This is a genomic window from Bacilli bacterium (assembly GCA_035326105.1).
In the GTDB taxonomy this organism is placed as follows: domain Bacteria; phylum Bacillota_I; class Bacilli_A; order RFN20; family CAG-826; genus UBA7706.
Window position 1 is genome coordinate 178,120 of record DAOKYO010000002.1, and the last position, 17,297, is coordinate 195,416.

Annotated in this window: 12 protein-coding genes and 1 other annotated feature (1 of these 13 running past the window's edge); of the genes, 10 read left to right on the forward strand and 2 right to left on the reverse strand. The window is 41.8% G+C overall.

Annotation, left to right across the window (positions count from 1 at the left end):
* Positions 1 to 131: 131 nt before the first annotated feature.
* The 6 genes from PKC96_05115 (at position 132) to mutM (ending at position 10,754) form a co-directional block, all read left to right on the forward strand.
* Positions 132 to 1,331: an acetate kinase gene (locus PKC96_05115; GenBank protein HMM00704.1), complete on the forward strand. Its 1,200-nt coding sequence runs from the start codon at positions 132 to 134 to the stop codon at positions 1,329 to 1,331.
* A gap of 3 nt (positions 1,332 to 1,334) precedes the next feature.
* Positions 1,335 to 2,543, forward strand: a complete 1,209-nt coding sequence (locus tag PKC96_05120) for an L-serine ammonia-lyase, iron-sulfur-dependent, subunit alpha (protein HMM00705.1) — start codon at positions 1,335 to 1,337, stop codon at positions 2,541 to 2,543.
* Positions 2,544 to 2,619: 76 nt separating this feature from the next.
* Positions 2,620 to 3,624, forward strand: a complete 1,005-nt coding sequence (locus PKC96_05125; GenBank protein ID HMM00706.1) for a bifunctional oligoribonuclease/PAP phosphatase NrnA — start codon at positions 2,620 to 2,622, stop codon at positions 3,622 to 3,624.
* 78 nt (positions 3,625 to 3,702) lie between these two features.
* Positions 3,703 to 6,747, forward strand: coding sequence for a DNA polymerase III subunit alpha (locus PKC96_05130; protein ID HMM00707.1), 3,045 nt, complete (start codon positions 3,703 to 3,705; stop codon positions 6,745 to 6,747).
* A 3-nt stretch (positions 6,748 to 6,750) separates the two neighbouring features.
* Entirely contained in the window at positions 6,751 to 9,330 is a 2,580-nt protein-coding gene (polA, locus tag PKC96_05135) for a DNA polymerase I (protein ID HMM00708.1), read from the forward strand.
* Positions 9,331 to 9,344: 14 nt separating this feature from the next.
* On the forward strand, positions 9,345 to 10,754 hold the full coding sequence (gene mutM / locus PKC96_05140; GenBank protein HMM00709.1) for a DNA-formamidopyrimidine glycosylase: 1,410 nt from the start codon (positions 9,345 to 9,347) through the stop codon (positions 10,752 to 10,754).
* On the opposite strand, the gene PKC96_05145 is transcribed toward mutM, so the two are convergent.
* Entirely contained in the window at positions 10,748 to 11,650 is a 903-nt protein-coding gene (locus tag PKC96_05145; GenBank protein ID HMM00710.1) for a hypothetical protein, read from the reverse strand. The two genes, mutM and PKC96_05145, sit on opposite strands and share 7 nt — an antisense overlap.
* Positions 11,651 to 12,913: a DnaD domain protein gene (locus PKC96_05150; protein ID HMM00711.1), complete on the reverse strand. Its 1,263-nt coding sequence runs from the start codon at positions 12,911 to 12,913 to the stop codon at positions 11,651 to 11,653.
* A gap of 149 nt (positions 12,914 to 13,062) precedes the next feature.
* Here PKC96_05150 and pfkA point away from each other — a divergent pair, with 149 nt between their 5' ends.
* Genes pfkA through PKC96_05170 form a run of 4 tightly spaced genes read left to right on the forward strand, consistent with a single transcriptional unit; the run spans position 13,063 to position 17,254 of the window.
* Positions 13,063 to 14,022: a 6-phosphofructokinase gene (gene pfkA, locus PKC96_05155; protein ID HMM00712.1), complete on the forward strand. Its 960-nt coding sequence runs from the start codon at positions 13,063 to 13,065 to the stop codon at positions 14,020 to 14,022.
* A 30-nt stretch (positions 14,023 to 14,052) separates the two neighbouring features.
* A complete protein-coding gene (gene pyk / locus PKC96_05160) occupies positions 14,053 to 15,501 on the forward strand; it encodes a pyruvate kinase (GenBank protein HMM00713.1) in 1,449 nt (482 codons plus the stop codon).
* Position 15,502: 1 nt separating this feature from the next.
* A complete protein-coding gene (locus PKC96_05165) occupies positions 15,503 to 16,354 on the forward strand; it encodes an ROK family protein (GenBank protein ID HMM00714.1) in 852 nt (283 codons plus the stop codon).
* A 39-nt stretch (positions 16,355 to 16,393) separates the two neighbouring features.
* The gene (locus PKC96_05170) at positions 16,394 to 17,254 is read left to right on the forward strand and encodes a DegV family protein (GenBank protein ID HMM00715.1); all 861 of its coding nucleotides are present in this window, start codon (positions 16,394 to 16,396) and stop codon (positions 17,252 to 17,254) included.
* Between the two features lie 29 nt (positions 17,255 to 17,283).
* Positions 17,284 to 17,297 (forward strand) — a binding site (T-box leader); it runs 182 nt beyond the window's last position.

Genomic DNA, 17,297 nt, shown 5'->3' on the forward strand with positions numbered 1-17,297 from the left:
CAAAATCAACTGTAATTTAAGATAATTCATATTAGAAAACATTTTTCCGTATAATTAAGACATTTTTCTTTGCAAAGGTTGCGAAAAAGCCATTGAGCGCCTATAATTTGAAAATGTTTTAGGAGATAATTATGAGCATTAAAATTATGGCCGTTAACGCCGGCAGTTCCAGTCTAAAATTTAAGTTGTATCAAATGCCAGAAGAGACGATTATATGTTCGGGAATCGCTGATCGAATCGGCCATGACGATGGAATATTTAAGATTTCTTTCGGTGGGCAAACCATCAAAAAAATTCTTCCGCTTCCTAATCATGCAGTCGGAGTTAAACTTCTTCTTGACGCGTTGATTGATTATAAGATATTGAATAGTCTTAATGAAATCGGCGGTATTGGCCACCGCGTGGTCCAGGGCGGAAAATACTTCTCCGATTCGGCGATATTTAATGACGATACCGAGGCCAAAATCGCCAGTCTTATTCCTCTGGCCCCTCTCCACAATAAAGCCCATTTGGTCGGTTTTCATGCCTTTAAAGATGTCCTGCCAAATGTTCCCGCCGTCGCGGTTTTTGACACTGCTTTTCATCAGACAATGGAGCCGCAAGATTTTCTTTTTCCCATCCCCTACGAATATTATGAGCAATACGATATTCGCCGCTATGGCGCTCACGGCACTAGCCATAAATATCTCGGTGAAGAAGCGGCAAAACTTATACCTGAGATTGCCCATCCCCGCGTTATCTCTTGCCACATAGGAAGCGGAGCATCAATTACCGCCATCCGCGATGGTAAATGCGTCGCCACATCGATGGGATTGACCCCGCTTGGTGGCATTATGATGGGAACGCGCACGGGTGATCTTGACCCGTCCGTTATGATGTACGCTTGCAAATGCACGGGAAAAGATGTTTATGAAATGTATGACATTTTCAACAAAAAGAGCGGATTGCTTGGCGTTTCAGGAATCTCCAACGACACCCGTGATATCGAAGAAGCGACCGAAAAAGGAAATGTTCAAGCCGATATTACGAACAAACTTTTTGCGCGCCGAGTGGCCGATTTCATCGGTCAATATTTTGTTCGTCTTGGCGGGGCCGATATTATTGTTTTTTCCGCCGGTATCGGAGAAAATTCCGGATTTTATCGGGAGTTAATCTGCGATCAAATCGGCGAGGCTTTAGGCGTCAAAATCAATCGAGAATTGAATTTACCACTCCGCGGTAAAACTGAAATCATATCTACTCCCGACAGCAAGATTAAGGTCGCGGTCATTCCAACCGATGAGGAGATTATGATTGCAAGAGACGTTGTGCGTTTGCTTAATTTAAAATAGAATATGCAATCAATCAGCGAGCTCTATAAGATAGGTTTTGGTCCGAGCAGTTCGCATACGATGGGACCGGCCCAAGCGGCAAGAAAATTTTTATCGGTTTTTCCTTGTGCCGACCATTATAAAACTATTTTATATGGCTCGTTGGCGCTGACGGGACATGGTCATTTGACTGATCATGTTTTAGCGACACTTTTTAAATCCGAAAATAAACCATTAGATATCGTGTTTGACTTTAAGAATTTAAATTTGGAGCATCCGAACACCATTCGCTTTTTGGCGTTTGACAGCAATGACAATATTTTGGGAGACCGGGTTTTTTTCTCGGTTGGTGGCGGCAACATTCGGCAAAAAGGCGAAGACCCACTGCTGATTAAAGAAACTTACCCGTTTGCTAATTTTACCGCTATTAAAAAATACTGCTTTGACAATAATATGTCTTTACCGCTGCTTGCTAAAAAATTCGAAGATTCAACTCTGATGGCTCATATTGAATTGGTTTTTAAAACAATGGAAAACGCCATTCTAAAGGGACTTAAAAGCGAAGGCTTTTTGCCGGGAACGTTGCATTTAAAGCGAAAAGCCCGGCAACTGCTGAAACTGAATGACACTTTCCCCACCCGAGCGGAAAAACGCGCACAAATAATAATGGCTTATGCCTACGCTACCAGTGAAGAAAATGCGGCTGGAGGAGTAATTGTTACAGCTCCGACCTGCGGTTCTAGTGGTGTATTGCCGGCGTTATTATATTTCTATCATCATAATTTGAAATACCCTTTGAAATCAATTTATGAGGCGCTCTTGGTTGCGGGGATTATCGGGGTGACCATCAAGCAAAACGGATCTATTTCAGGGGCGGAATGCGGATGTCAAGCCGAGATTGGTGTGGCTTCGGCGATGGCGGCATCGGCAATTGCCTATCTTCATAAATTATCAATTGATCAAATGGAATATGCGGCCGAAGTATCATTGGAGCACCATTTGGGTCTTACTTGCGATCCGATTGACGGCTATGTGCAGATTCCTTGTATCGAAAGAAATGCGATTAATGCTCTGCAGGTCCTTGATGCGGTTTTTCTGGCTCAATATGTCAGTTATGATCATCGTGTTAGTTTGGATCAGATGATAACCACCATGCTTGAGACCGGCCGCGATTTAAACGTTAATTACCGGGAAACGGTCCAAGGTGGCATGGCGAGAATTTTCAAAAAGTAAAAGTTATGTGTTTTGAGGTTGATAATTTTATCTTTTGCCTTTACAATAGTCTATCTTTTGAAAGGAGATAAAATTTATGCAAATCAGAACCGATTACTTTAAGCAAACTAAAACGCAGTATCAAGCTTCTTATAATGCTATTTATAAGAAAATTTTAAAATACAAAAGAATTGCAGTTTTCGCTCATGCTTCCCCCGACTATGACGCCCTAGGTACCCAAATGGGGCTCACAACTTGGCTAAGGGATAATTTTCCAGAAAAGGAAATTGTGGCCTTAGGGCAAAATCATGTCGTTTTTACCCCTCGGTTATATCCGCCTCTTGACAAAGTGGACGACGAGTGGCTAAAAAAGCCTTTTCTGGCTATCGTCGTCGATACCGGCAACGCCGATCGGGTAGCAGATCAAAGATTCCACTATGCCGATTTTGTGATAAAAATTGACCATCATCCGGCGGTTGAACAATACGGCGACTTAAATTTAGTCAATACCGCCATGTGCGCTACTTCTGAACTTATCGCCGACTTCATCGTCAACTGCCCACGCAAAACCAACGTTTTATCAAAGGAAGCCGCGATTTTTCTTTATACGGGCATCGCCGGCGATTCGGGACGTTTCCAATACTCATCGACTACCCCTCATACTTTTATGACGGCCGCGGTATTGATGGATACCGGAATTGATTTATCACGCGATGTCTACCTTAAAATGTATGGGGGAACTTTGAATGATCTATATGTTATGAGCTATATCTTAAATCACTTTTCAGTGACAAAGAATGGCGTTGCCTACTATGTCTTGTCCGATGAAGACTTAAACAAGCTAAATATTCCCGTTGAACGGGGAAAGGAAAACGTTAATTTATTTGCCGAAACCGATGGCATCAATGCTTGGGCATCGATAACTGAAGATCGGCCAAACAAAAAATGGCGGGTTTCCTTACGCAGCAAAGAAAAGTCAATCAATGGTGTTGCCGCGCATTTTCATGGCGGAGGTCATCCACAGGCTAGCGGGGCTACCCTCTTTAGTCTTGATGAGCTTCCCCAATTAATCGACGAGTTGGATAAGTTATTTGCAAAATGAGATTGTCACTGACAATCTTTTTTTCTTATTAGCCCCAAGAGCCCGTTCATTGTGATAAAATACTGATGTGGTTTTATTATGAATTTTGTTCCTCTTCACGTTCGCAGTGGATATTCGTTTTTGCAATCGGCATTAACTGTTGATCGCATTTTGGATGTGGGAAAGAAAATGAAGTTTTCGGCGATGGGAATCACCGATATAAATGTCGCTTACGGATGGATGGAATTTGCTGAAAAGACCCGTTTGGCTAATATAAAACCAATATTGGGCGTTGATCTCGAATGTCAGGATTGGATTCTTTCCTTTTACGCCGTCTCCGAAAATGGATATCGTAACCTCGCCTATTTAGTTTATGCGAAAAGTTTCCAGACTATTACCCTTGATTTATTGAGGAAGCATAGTGATGGTGTCGCTTTGATCATCAATACTCGTCAGGATCCGATCGACCGCCTCTTAAAAGAAGAAAATCCGCAACTAATAAAAATGATTCGTGATTATGCGAACATTTTCTCTGTTTTCTTTTTGGGAATAGAAATTAACTCGGACAATGATTTATCCGCGGCTGAATACAGTCGAAAATTTGCCGATAAGTATGGCTATGAGGTTGTTGCCTTTCCAAAAATAATCTATGCCCAGGCCGAAGATGCCTATACGATTGAGATTCTAGAGGCTATCAGCCATGATAATAAGCTAGAGGATAACACCACTCCTTTGCCCGGGCCTTATTACTTTCTTGAACCGGGGAAAATAGAGAAATTTTACACAAAAAAAGAAATTGAAAACACGTTCACTTTAGCCGACATGCCCGATTATGCGATTTCGAGTAAGCGTGGTCGTCTCATTCAATTTCCAAGTTCAATTCCCGGACGGGAACTGTTGGCCAGTCTTGCCAATGCCGGGCTTAAAAAATTGGGTCTTACGCAAAACAGTGAATATCAAAAGCGCCTTGATTATGAGCTTGGTGTCATTCATTCGATGGGATATGATGATTATTTTTTAGTTGTTCAAGATTACGTTAATTATGCGCGCCAAAAGGGAATTCCCGTTGGTCCCGGTCGAGGATCAGCGGCCGGATCATTAGTAAGTTATGCTTTGGGAATTACCGAGATTGATCCGCTGCCCGAGAATCTTCTTTTTGAACGGTTTTTAAATCCTGAACGCAAAACAATGCCGGATATAGATATCGACTTCGCCGATGATCGGCGCGAGGAAATCGTCGATTATTTGAAAGATAAGTATGGGAAAAATCGCGTGGCCAACATCGTAACTTTCCAGACCATCGGTGCAAGGCAGTCTTTACGCGATGTAGCCCGGGTGTTTGATTTTCCGATTCGCCACATTGAACTTCTCAGCAAATCACTCGGGATCTATAATTACTCTCTCCGGGAAGCTTACCTGAAAATTCCCGCCTTTAAGCGTCTTATCGATAGCGACACTTTTTATTTACGAATCGTTACTTTGGCCAGCAAAATTGAGGGACTGCCCCGGCAAAGCGGAATGCATGCCGCGGGCGTCGTTCTTAGCAATGATGACCTATTTTACTCGATACCGGTTCAAAGCGACAGCAATGGCAATCTTTTGGTTCAATACGAAATGAACTATCTTGAAAGTCAGGGGTATTTAAAAATGGATATCCTTGGCCTCACAAATCTTTCTACCATCCAAAAATGCTTGGTTAATATAAACACCAACTATGCAACCGCTTTTACCGTCGATAATATTCCTTACGACGAAATGGAAGTTTTTGAACTTATTTCCAATAAAATGACGATGGGAATATTCCAACTCGAAAGTACGGGAATGGTCAATGCCATCGATCAAATAAAACCGTCTTCCTTTGAAGATATCGTGGCAATTTTGGCTTTATTTAGACCGGGTCCAATGCAAAATATTCCTTTATATGCGCGGCGAAAAGAGGGACGTGAACCCATCGTTTATGATGCGGAAGTGTTAAGGCCCATCCTTGAATCAACTTACGGAATCATCGTGTATCAAGAGCAAATTATGCAGATCGCTCAGGTGTTAGCCGGCATGAGTCTAGCGGAAGCCGATTTGTTTCGGCGGGCTATTTCCAAAAAAGATGCGGAAAAACTTGCCGAGTTAAAAGCGACGTTTATTAATGGAACCATCGCCAACGGCTATCCCAAAGATTTGGCGGAAAAGATTTTTGACACCATATACCAGTTTGCTGACTATGGCTTTAATAAATCACATTCCGTCGCCTATGCCAAACTTGCCTGCCAGATGGCTTATTTGAAAGTTCATTATCCGGCGGAATTTTATGCCTCCATTCTCGATGCGACCAATTCTACAAACGATACGAAGTTTCAATCCTATCTTTCCGAGATGAGAAAACGAAACTTAAAGATTTTCGGTCCTTCAATTAATGAATCAAATCTTTCTTTTGTGGTAAAAGACCGGGCGCTTATTTTCCCCATCGTCGCCATTCACGGCATAAATAATCAGACATCGAACAACATTTTAAAAGAAAGGGATCTTCGCGGCCCATTTAGGAGTTTTGCCGATTTCATCACGCGTCTTCACCCCTATAAAATAACCATCAATCAAGTAGAAAAATTGATTGATGCCGGCGCATTTGACCAAATATATGACTCGCGTGCCAGTCTGAGAAAAAATGCTCCGCTTTTATTTTCCTTTGCTTCGCTCATCGGCAGTAACGACCCCGAACAGGTAAATCTCACCCTTGAAAAAACACCTGCTCCGGCCATTGAACGCGTTGAGGACGACCCTCTGGATAATCTTAACCGCGAATACGAGACGCTTGGAGTAATGCTCTCGGAAAATCCACTCCGCTATAAGCAAGAACAAATATTACAAAAAGGTGCTCATCCATTAGCGGATATTCTTACCAGCAAAAATGACATTTCATTAGTGGGTATCATTAAAAGCATTAAAGTAATCCGAACAAAAGCGGGAAAACCGATGGCTTTTGTCAAACTCTACGATCAAAACAGCGAATTCGATTTTACTTTTTTTCCTTCAACCTACCAACAGTACATATCTATTTTAGAAAAAAATAACATCGTCATTGTCGTTGCCCGCCAAGATTACCAACGGCCGAATACTTATATTGTTAATAAAGTCGAACTATTGGAGGACTAGAACATGAAACAAATGATTATTATCGACGGCAACTCGCTCTTATTTCGCGCCTATTATGCGACCGCCTATAATGGCCCGGAATTAATGCATACAAAGGATGGAATCCCCACTAACGCAATTTTTTCTTTTTCGAACATGATTGGCAAAATAATTGATGAAATGCCGGATGACGCACACATTTTAGTGGCTTTTGACACTAACAAAAACACCCTTCGAAAACAGGAAATGGAATCATACAAGGCCAATCGTAAGCCGGCCCCGGAAGAATTGGTCACCCAATTTCCAATCGCCAGATCGCTTTTAAAGGCGCTTAATATTTTTACTTTTGAACTCGATGGTTTTGAGGGTGATGACATTGCCGGAACGGCCGCTAAAAAAGCCGAACAGGAGGGATATGAGGTCTTACTCTATACTTCCGACCGTGACTTTTTGCAATTGGTCGACGATCATATTACGGTGAGAATATTGAAAAAGGGTCTTTCTGAAACAATTGATATGACTCCCGATAAAGTTAAAGAGGTATATGGATTCCCACCCGATGCCATTCGCGATTTTAAAGGTCTTTCCGGCGACAGTAGCGATAATATTCCCGGCGTTCCCGGAATCGGTGAAAAGACCGCCACTAAATTGCTAATTGAGTATGGATCACTGGAAAAAGCTATTGAGGCAGCGCCGAATATGCATAATAAAGTTGGTGAAAAACTGATTACTTATAAGGAAGATGGCTTGTTCTACAAGCGAATGGCGACGATTATGACCGATGTCCCTTTGCCCTTTTCCATTGCCGAAACGAAATTTTCGGGCTACGATCTGAATGTTGTTTTGCCCTTTACCCAGCGATATGAACTTAATCAACTGCAAAATCGTGTCTCGAAAAATAAAAAATACGTAAAAGAAACGGCCGCCCCGACGATTGAAATCGAAAAATGGAGTGAAGGAAGTCTTAAGCACATTGAAGACAAGATTGGTCTTGGTCTGGTGTATGAAGGTAAAAATTACCACCAATCGGCTATTATGGCCGCCTACATATATACCGCTGATCAGCACTGTTTCCATTTGTCTTCCTCCGACTTAAAAAGCGACGCTATCCGCAAAATGCTAATTGATCAAAATATAAAAAAATATGTTTTTGATGCCAAAGTATCCGAAGTCTTGATGCTTGATAATCAAATGCAAATTGACGGAATTTGCTTTGACTTAAAGTTAGCAATGTACCTTTTGGATTCTTCGCTTTCATCTTCAATAAGACAGATTTATGCCTACTTTGCCTCCCCTGTGCCGGCGATTGCCGTTGAAACTGACGAGGAGGAAATAATTTTACAGACTATTGGAGCCTTTGAGTTAGCGGATTCGGCGTTAATGAAAATAAAGAATAGTCAGTTGGATAAGCTTTTCTTTCAAATTGAACTTCCGTTGGCTTCGGTACTGAGCCATATGGAAGTGGAAGGCTTTCCTCTTGATCAGACAACGCTCAAAAGTATCGGGGAAAGATTTAAGGCGCAGATTAATACTCTGCAGGAAGAGATATATGTTTTAGCCGGTCATGAGTTTAACATTGCCTCTCCGGCGCAAGTGGGAAATGTCCTTTTTGACGAGTTGAAACTTCCCGCAAATCGAAAAAAATCAACGTCCGTAGATCAGCTTAAGCATCTTTTCGATAAGCATCCGATTGTTGGTAAAATCCTTGAATTTCGTAAGTATGCCAAGTTGATATCCACCTATATCGATAGTCTTGTCAATTACATTTTCCCTGACGGAAAGATTCACGCTAACTTCAATCAAACGGAAACCACCACCGGACGTCTTTCCAGTTCGGACCCAAATATGCAGAATATTTCGATCCGGGACGAAGAGGGGAAGATGATTCGTCAGGCCTTCTTTTATCCGGACAAGGACTTCCAGATTCTTTCCTTTGACTACTCGCAAATTGAGCTTCGCATCCTCGCGAGTCTTAGTCACTGCGAAAAACTTATTACCGCATTTAAGGAGGGGGCCGACATTCATACCTTGACGGCTAGCCATGTCTTCCATCACTCCCCCGTGAGCGACAATGAAAGAAGGAAAGCAAAGGCGGTAAATTTCGGGATTGTCTACGGAATTAGCGATTGGGGATTGGCGGAACAATTGTCTATATCTCCGCACGAAGCCGGCACGATCATCAAAGACTTTTATCTTGCATACCCCGAAATAGATCTATTCTTAAAATCGATTATCAGCAACGCCGAAAAAGACGGCTATGTTTCAACCTTGTTCGGTCGGCGGAGATACTTATCTGAATTAAATGATTCCGCCTACCAGAAAAGAGAATTTGCCAAACGCGCCGCCATGAATGCCCCGATTCAAGGAACGGCCGCGGATTTAATTAAAATTGCCATGGTAAAAGTTCAGGCGATGTTGGAAAAACGAAAATTTGAAACAAAGATGGTCTTACAAATACATGATGAATTGATATTCAAAGTGCCCAAGAAGGAAAAGGGAATTGTCGATCAAGCGATAAGGGAAATTATGGAACAGGCTATCGCGCTTGATGTTCCGTTAAAAGTCGATGGCCATTATGGTCACACTTGGTACGATGCTAAATAAGTGAGGAAAGAAAAATGCCGGAATTACCTGAAGTAGAGACGGTTCGCAAATTGCTTGAGCCGGTGGTTAAAAATGAAGAAATTGCCGATATTGTCGTCTATAAAAAACGCATTGTTCAAGGAAGCCCCGATGTATTTATTAATACCCTTCGGGGACATCATTTTACGAGCATTTCGCGTATTGGTAAGTACTTGATTTTTCATTTGGATAATAATTTGGTGTTGCTATCTCATCTACGGATGGAAGGAAAGTATATCGAGATTGGTCCTAAGGATCAAATTAGTCGCTTTTGTCGTGTTTTATTCGTTTTTAAAAGCGGAAAACGTCTTTGCTATGATGATTCGCGGCAATTCGGAATTATGAAATTGACCGACGAGAAGCACTTTTTAACGGAAAAGGAGTTAACCAATGTCGGTCCGGAACCATTCGTTGTTGATAAGGACTATTTTTACCAACGGCTTCATCGATTGAAGAAGTCGACAAAAGAAGCAATCTTGGATCAGAAAATAATGACCGGATTAGGCAACATCTACGCGGATGAGGTCCTTTTTGCGACAAAAATTCATCCTGAAACTCCGGCTTGTACGCTGTCGAAATCGCAGACCGATGATATTATCTCGTCTTCGATTCGTATTTTAAACGCAGCCATCGCCGCTGGAGGCTCAACCATTCGTAGTTATCACCCCTCAAAAGGCATTGATGGTCATTTTCAAAATACGCTTCAGGCTTATGGCCGGGAAGGCGAAAAATGCTCTCGCTGTGGGCACATTATGAAAAAAATTCGTGTCGGCGGACGGGGAACAACCTATTGTCCCTACTGCCAGATCAATCCCACAAAACCGGTTGTTGTCGGAATAACCGGCCCCGTGGCCAGCGGAAAGAGCCTTGTCACGAAAATATTCACCGCGGCGGGATTTGTGCCATTTGATAGCGATATGGTTGTCAGAGGGCTATATGATGATGCCGGATTTAAAGATGTCGTTGAAAAAATCTTGGAAACAAATATTACTGATAGTGAGGGCCGAATCGATCGGCGAAAAATCGGGCAAATCATCGCCGGTGATGATCGGAAAAGAAAGGCGATTGAACACGTAATTCACCCGCTAGTACGGACGAAACTTGAAGAGGCGATTGCCAATTCTTCGGCACCGTTTTTAGTGGCGGAGGTCCCGCTTCTTTTTGAAAGTGGTTTTGAGGATTTAATGCAATATGTAGTCGGTGTTACCACCGAAACCAGCAAGCAGATTGAGTTTCTCAAAAATCGCGGCAGCGATGTTGATTTATCTTTAAATTTAAATGCTTCGAACAAATTTGCTCGCTATGAAAAAAAGGTCGACTATTTGATAATCAACCTCTTTTCTCAAGAAGAGCTGAAAACAACTGTAAACAAAATTATTTTTGATATCAAAAGTTCGCGTCAATAAGTTTCAATTCCATCCAAATAATATTCTTGGACAATATTGGCTTTTATAATACTTTTTATTTGTTTGGCCTTCAGTTGTCCGGCTTTGCTTCTGAGGCCATATACAACATCGATGTCCTCGAGATGGTAGTTGCTTATGAAAACAGTTATTTTTCTTTCTTTGGAACGTTCGTTGATTAAAGGTAAAATAAAGTTATCGCGCGTAAAATCGCTGATGTATTCGTTGCCGAAGCCATCGAGGAAAAGATAATCAACTTCGGATAATTGTTGAAGCACTTTGTCAGCTTCATCCCGATTATTAAAGTAGGTGTCATTTACTTCTTTAATCGTCTTGGGAGTGTCGATAAAAGCGGCTGTTCCCAAATTTCGGCTGATTATTTCATTAAAGTAAATGCCGGCTAAAAAACTTTTTCCTTTGTTGTGATCACCGCTGATAAAAATCCAGTGCTTAGGATCTTTAAGATTGCCTAAAAACTCAAGAATAAGCGGTCCTCTTTTGGTCGTAATATCGGCAGTATAATCGCCATTTAAACGGTATTTGCTCCACGCGGATGGTAAATCGCTACAAATGACATTTTTGCTGCGCTTTATCTTTGCATCATCGGCCTGACAGTGGGCATACTCTCGCATCAAGACCCCGTCTTCAAGCCGAAGATTAAGTTGAAGTGGCCCGCGTTTATCGTCATCACCCGGATTAGAATTATACTTCTCGCAAGCGTAAAAATTGTCATAAAATTCCAGAATCGTCCCTAAATTTGCACGGGCGATGGCCTCATCGACCCCCACCCCCTGTAGAGCCGTCCAAACTTTTCGGTCGCTGAAAATTTTTCTTAAAAGATCTTCAATCGCAGTTTGGTAATCTTTATTTTGAAATTTGCTGACATCAATTTTTTCCATTTATTTACCTTGCTCCTTAAGTGCCCGTTCCAATTCTTTCAATTCATCATCACTAATCTCATTTGCAATCTTGACTTTGTCTTGGTCATCGCCTTTTTCTTCGTTGCTAGGAAGACCTTTTTTTCTTTTGGCAAATCCCTTTAGGTTATCGCGTAAGTAATTGGTCGCATCGAGAGCGCTATCTATTTTTTCACGCACGAGAGCCCCGGCAATTTTAGTCGTATATGCATATGATAATTGGTTGTTTTTGAGTCTTAAAACCGTAAATACCAAGGCATTAATAACGCCATTCGTAAGTCCGTATTTAATTGATAAGTCCTCTAAAAGTTGGCGATCACTGGGAACGATCGGTCGCCCTCCCTGAAGCAAAGCCAAAAAATCGATGGGCGAGCTCAGTTCCATTGCGTTAATAAGTTTACTAACTTCAGCCTCGCTATGTAAAAGTTGTTTCCTTTTACTTTTCGGTTGGGCAAAAGTGTATTTTTTTTCTTCATCCAAATAATTCTTCAAGATTAAAAAATTCACTCTTTGACCTAAAGTTTCGTCGGGCGCATAACTTGAAATAACGCATTTCGCCAAAATCTGTTCATCGACACCATATAAAGTCCCCAATTGCTTGGCGTGCTTATATTCATCACTTGCTAGAGCATCTCTTTTAATCATACCTTGCTTTAAAAGTTCCTCAAAAAACTTATCATCGTCAAAATCGACATCGAGCTTTCCGTGCCGAATGGAGGAGGCAAAATTATTAAGGGCGTTGTTATAAGCTGGATCATTGAAGTCAGGGCGAAAAACTTCAACAAATGATGCCGATATTTCCTGCTTGCCGTTGACAACTTCATCCGCTTGAAAAAGTTTTAAAAGGTGATTGGTCGCCTTCAAACCAATTGACTTGATGAGCATTCCTTTAAAAAGTTGATCGTCAAAAAAATCATAGGGCGATTTAGGGGCATATAATTCAAATGTATAGAAGGAAAAATCCTTTTCCTGTTCATAATATGTTCGCAGTAAACCAACTCCTTCGAGTCGTTGGCGCGCCAAGTTAAAAGCATTTAAATTCATATCGGTCAAAGAAAGAAAGTCACCGATTGAGAACACCTGATCCCGTTCGAGTTTCCACGCATTGAAAAGAGTCAAAAACAAGGCGATTGAAACATGACCGACCAGCGGTTGATATAAAGCCAACAAAACCGTTGTATCATTATCACTGATTAGTGAGGCCGAACGAATTTCGGCAAAATCTTTCTCTTTAACTGCGGTCATACTTTACCTCTTCTTTGATAATATAACATCGCTTATTTTTAGTCCAACGAAAACGTGGTTTCGTATCGTCTTTATCTTTAATTTTACCCCATGTATGTGTTAACATTAGTTTGATAGTTTCATTGAAACTAGGAGGTTATCTTTTTATGATTAAAAAAGTCGGTGTTTTGACTTCCGGCGGTGATGCACCGGGCATGAATGCTGCCATTAGAGCAATCGTCCGCGCGGGAATTAAAAACGGTCTAAAAATGTATGCGGTTTTTGAAGGCTACAAAGGCTTGGTTGATGATGACATCATCGAAGTCGATCGTAGTTTCGTGAGTGAAATTTTGATGCGAGGGGGAACGATTATTCGTACCGCCCGTCTTCCTGAATTTGCAACCATCGAAGTCCAGAAAAAAGCCGTGGAGAATTTGAAGCGTCATGGAATCGATGCGCTTGTGACCATCGGTGGCGATGGGACCTACAAAGGCGCGATGGCTTTAACCAAGTTAGGAATTAACTGCATTGGCCTTCCTGGCACTATTGACAATGATATCTCATCTACCGACTACACTATCGGTTTTGATACCTGTTTAAATACAATCGTTCAAGCCGTTGATAAATTACGGGATACTTCCTCTTCTCATCAACGGTGTTCAATAATTGAAGTTATGGGCAATCACTGCGGTGATTTGGCTCTTTTCGGCGGTACTGCCTGCGGAGCAGATTTGATATTATCTCCCGAGTATCGACCAGATGATGATGAAGTTATCGCCAAACTGCGGCATATTCATATGAATCGGGCTCGTCACGCTTTGGTCATAGTCTCGGAAAAATTAATTCCCGATCTTAATCAGTTTGCCGAAATGATTGCCGAAAAAACTGGATTTGATACTCGGACGACTGTCCTTGGCCACATTCAACGGGGTGGATCTCCGTCCGCTTTTGACCGCGTTTTATCAGCCCGACTTGGTGTTTACGCTATCAACTTGTTGCTTGAAGGCAAGGGCGGAAGATGCGTCGGAATGAAAGACGGAAAACTCGTTGATTTTGACATCAATGAAGCTTTGGTTATGAAGAAGGATTCAACAAAAGAATTAATTGATGTCATTGCCACCTTAAAGTAATCACATCGTAGAAAGTTTTGAGGTAAGAAAATGTTCAATATCAGCAAAAAAACTAAAATCGTTTGTACCATCGGTCCCGCCAGCGAATCTTATGAGAAAATATCCGCCCTTTTGGATGCGGGAATGAATGTCATGCGCTTAAATTTTTCCCATGGCAGTTATGATGAACATCTCAATCGCATTAAGATTGCCCGAAGAATTGAGAAAGAACGCGGAGTCTTTATTCCGGTTATGCTCGATACGAAAGGGCCGGAAATTCGTTGCCACCTGTTTGAAAATGGGGGTGTGAAAATAGATCGCGATAAAATTGTGCGCATATCGATGGATGAAGTCTTGGGAACGGCCGATAAGTTTTCGGTTTCTTATCCCGGCCTATATGATGATGTTAAAATTGGCGATCACATTAAAATCGATGACGGCAATTTGAATCTTTTAATAGTTGAAAAGGATGATAGTCAGCACGAATTGGTTTGTCAGGCGCTAAATAGTCACTTTCTAAAAAACCGTAAGGGCGTGAATGCCCCATTTGCTCGGCTGTCGATGCCCTATGTGAGCGATATTGACCGTGACGACATTACTTTTGGTTGCCAAAATGGCATCGACATGATTGCCGCCAGTTTTTGTCGGCGACCGGATGATATTTTGCAAATTAAAAAAGTGTGCGAAGATGCCGGGAGGAACAATGTCCCCGTTATCGCTAAAATTGAAAATAAAGAAGGCGTTGATCGCATTGACGAAATTTTGAAAGTCGCCGATGGTATTATGGTTGCACGGGGTGACTTAGGAGTGGAAGTTCCTCCGGAATTAGTCCCCGTTTACCAAGAGGAGTTAATTCGGAAATGCCGTCAAATCGGAAAACCGGTTATTACCGCAACCCAGATGCTGGACTCGATGGTAACCCATCCTGTTCCCACGCGGGCCGAGGTAAGTGATGTTGCCACCGCAATTCGCGAGTCAACTGATGCCGTAATGCTATCCGCCGAGAGCGCTTCTGGCGATTACCCAATAGAAGCGGTGGCTATGCAAGCGAAAATTAGTGCCACCATTGAACAGCACCTTGATTATCGCGCATTGGCGGAAGAAGCTTATTCGACTTCGGAAAAGAACAATTCCGATGCGATTGCAAATTCGGTTGCCAATACTGCCAATTTGATCGGAGCTCGTTTGATCTTTTGTTTTTCGGAAACCGGAATGTCCGGATGCCGCATTTCAAAAGCCCGGCCTTCTTGCCCAATTATCGTTGTTTCACATCGGCGTGAGACCGCTTTGAATCTTGGTCTTTATTGGGGAATTAATACCATCGTAATAAAGCAACTTCCGCAACTAATTGAAGATATGGAAGCGCTGGCTCTTATTAAGTCTCATGATTTAGGTCTTCTCGCAGGCAGTCCAATCATCATTACCGGCGGAACTCCTACAGGCAGTGGAAGAACAAATTTTATGCGGATTGTTAATGTCAATGAAATAAAGGATATTTAAAATGCAGTATGTTATCTCTTTGGATATTGGCGGTACAAATTTACGGGCGGCGATTATCAATGACAAATATCAAATTGTCAATTCGCTTAGACGTTCGACTATAGTTGGATCGGTTGATCTCTTTTTGAAGCAAGTTGCGGAAATAATTACTGATCTCGACTATAAAAAGTATAATCCGATCGCAATTTCGATGGGGGTACCCGGTAGAGTTCGGTCTAATGGTTTTATCGATGCCTTACCGAACATTCATATCGAAAACATTCCGCTTCGCGAGTATATCGAATATTACTTTAAAATTCCCGCCATGGTCCGTAACGATGCCGAGATGGCTGGGCTTGCGGAAGCCGCGATAGGTCAAGGTAAGGACTTCTATTCAACTTTTTTTATCACCATATCGACCGGAATTGGCGGCGCCTATATTCAAGATCGAAAGATTTGTCAATATTCCAACGAGATCGGTCATACGCTTGTGAATTATCATAATTCTTATTATGAACTTGAAAAAATCGCTTCCGGGTCAGGAATTATCACTTTATGCCGTTTAAACGGCATTGAAATTGAAAGAACATCGCAATTTTTTGAACGTATCCGCCTTCGTGACACCGAAATTTTCCCCGTTTTTAATGATTGGGTGGATATTTTGGATTCCTTTTTTTCGGATATTGTCGCGGCTTTTTCTCCGTCAATCATCGTTTTGACTGGTGGGGTTATGAAGAGCGCCGATGTTTTTCTGGATGAACTAATCCGCCGTCACCCCGAAGTTATAATTAAACCAGCCGGATTTGATCAGGATGCGGGATTAATTGGCGGAGCCGCTTTCGGCTTTCTGAATAAAGGTAGTGCTAACAACTAGGTTTTTGATTATAATGTTAATGAAACGAGGATTAATTCCATGAGTAAGATTGCCATCAGCAGTGATTCGACGCTCTCCATCAGCCAAGAAAAAGCCCACGAATTAGGTATTTTTGTCCTTCCATTAAACGTTATTGTCGATGAAACCGAGTACCATGATGGAATTGATATAACCAATATTTCACTAGCCAAAATGATGAGAGGCGGTCATAAAATTAAGACATCAACTCCGACTCCATACGAAATTGAATTATATTTTAACAATATCTTTGCGCAAGGTTACGATGAAATCATACACTTTACTATTTCGAGTCATTTATCCAGTATGTACGATTTATTTACTAAAACCTGTGGGGAGAATTGGCCGGGAAAAATTACAGTCATCGATTCATTGTCAATATGCCGGTATATGGCCGAAAACGTTCTTACCGCCAAACACTACGCGGATTTAGGTCTCGGACGCGACGAGATTGAGAAGATCTGCTTAAATCGCCGTACCGATGGCTGGCTTTTCTTTATTCCTGAAAATCTAACTCATCTTAAAAATGGCGGAAGAATATCCCCGACAGTCGCGGCGGTCGGCAATCTATTAGGGATTAAACCCATTTTAGCATTTAAGAATGGTGTGATTGAAAAAGAAGCGACTACGCGCAATATTAAAAAGACCATTCGCGAAGAGATTGTTAAACTGGCAAATATGAAACTTTCGCCTGATGAATATAATCTTAATGTTGTCGTTTTTGACACTAAACCCGAATTGTTAGAAATGGTTAGAAAAGCAGCCGGCGAATTGATGCCCAAGTTTGATCTGAATGTTTCTGACCTATCAATTAATGTCTGTGCCCATACCGGTCCGGGAACCATCGGCTGCGGGCTTTCTAAAAAAATTGGTGTAAAGTAGTTTATTTAATTGAATAAATAGTATATAGTTTACTTGCGACGAA

Coding starts and splice junctions, on each gene's coding strand:
- PKC96_05115 (HMM00704.1), top strand. CDS start 132: ATGAGCATTAAAATTATGGCCGTTAACGCCGGCAGTTCCAGTCTAAAA.
- PKC96_05120 (HMM00705.1), top strand. CDS start 1,335: ATGCAATCAATCAGCGAGCTCTATAAGATAGGTTTTGGTCCGAGCAGT.
- PKC96_05125 (HMM00706.1), top strand. CDS start 2,620: ATGCAAATCAGAACCGATTACTTTAAGCAAACTAAAACGCAGTATCAA.
- PKC96_05130 (HMM00707.1), top strand. CDS start 3,703: ATGAATTTTGTTCCTCTTCACGTTCGCAGTGGATATTCGTTTTTGCAA.
- polA (HMM00708.1), top strand. CDS start 6,751: ATGAAACAAATGATTATTATCGACGGCAACTCGCTCTTATTTCGCGCC.
- mutM (HMM00709.1), top strand. CDS start 9,345: ATGCCGGAATTACCTGAAGTAGAGACGGTTCGCAAATTGCTTGAGCCG.
- PKC96_05145 (HMM00710.1), bottom strand. CDS start 11,650: ATGGAAAAAATTGATGTCAGCAAATTTCAAAATAAAGATTACCAAACT.
- PKC96_05150 (HMM00711.1), bottom strand. CDS start 12,913: ATGACCGCAGTTAAAGAGAAAGATTTTGCCGAAATTCGTTCGGCCTCA.
- pyk (HMM00713.1), top strand. CDS start 14,053: ATGTTCAATATCAGCAAAAAAACTAAAATCGTTTGTACCATCGGTCCC.
- PKC96_05165 (HMM00714.1), top strand. CDS start 15,503: ATGCAGTATGTTATCTCTTTGGATATTGGCGGTACAAATTTACGGGCG.
- PKC96_05170 (HMM00715.1), top strand. CDS start 16,394: ATGAGTAAGATTGCCATCAGCAGTGATTCGACGCTCTCCATCAGCCAA.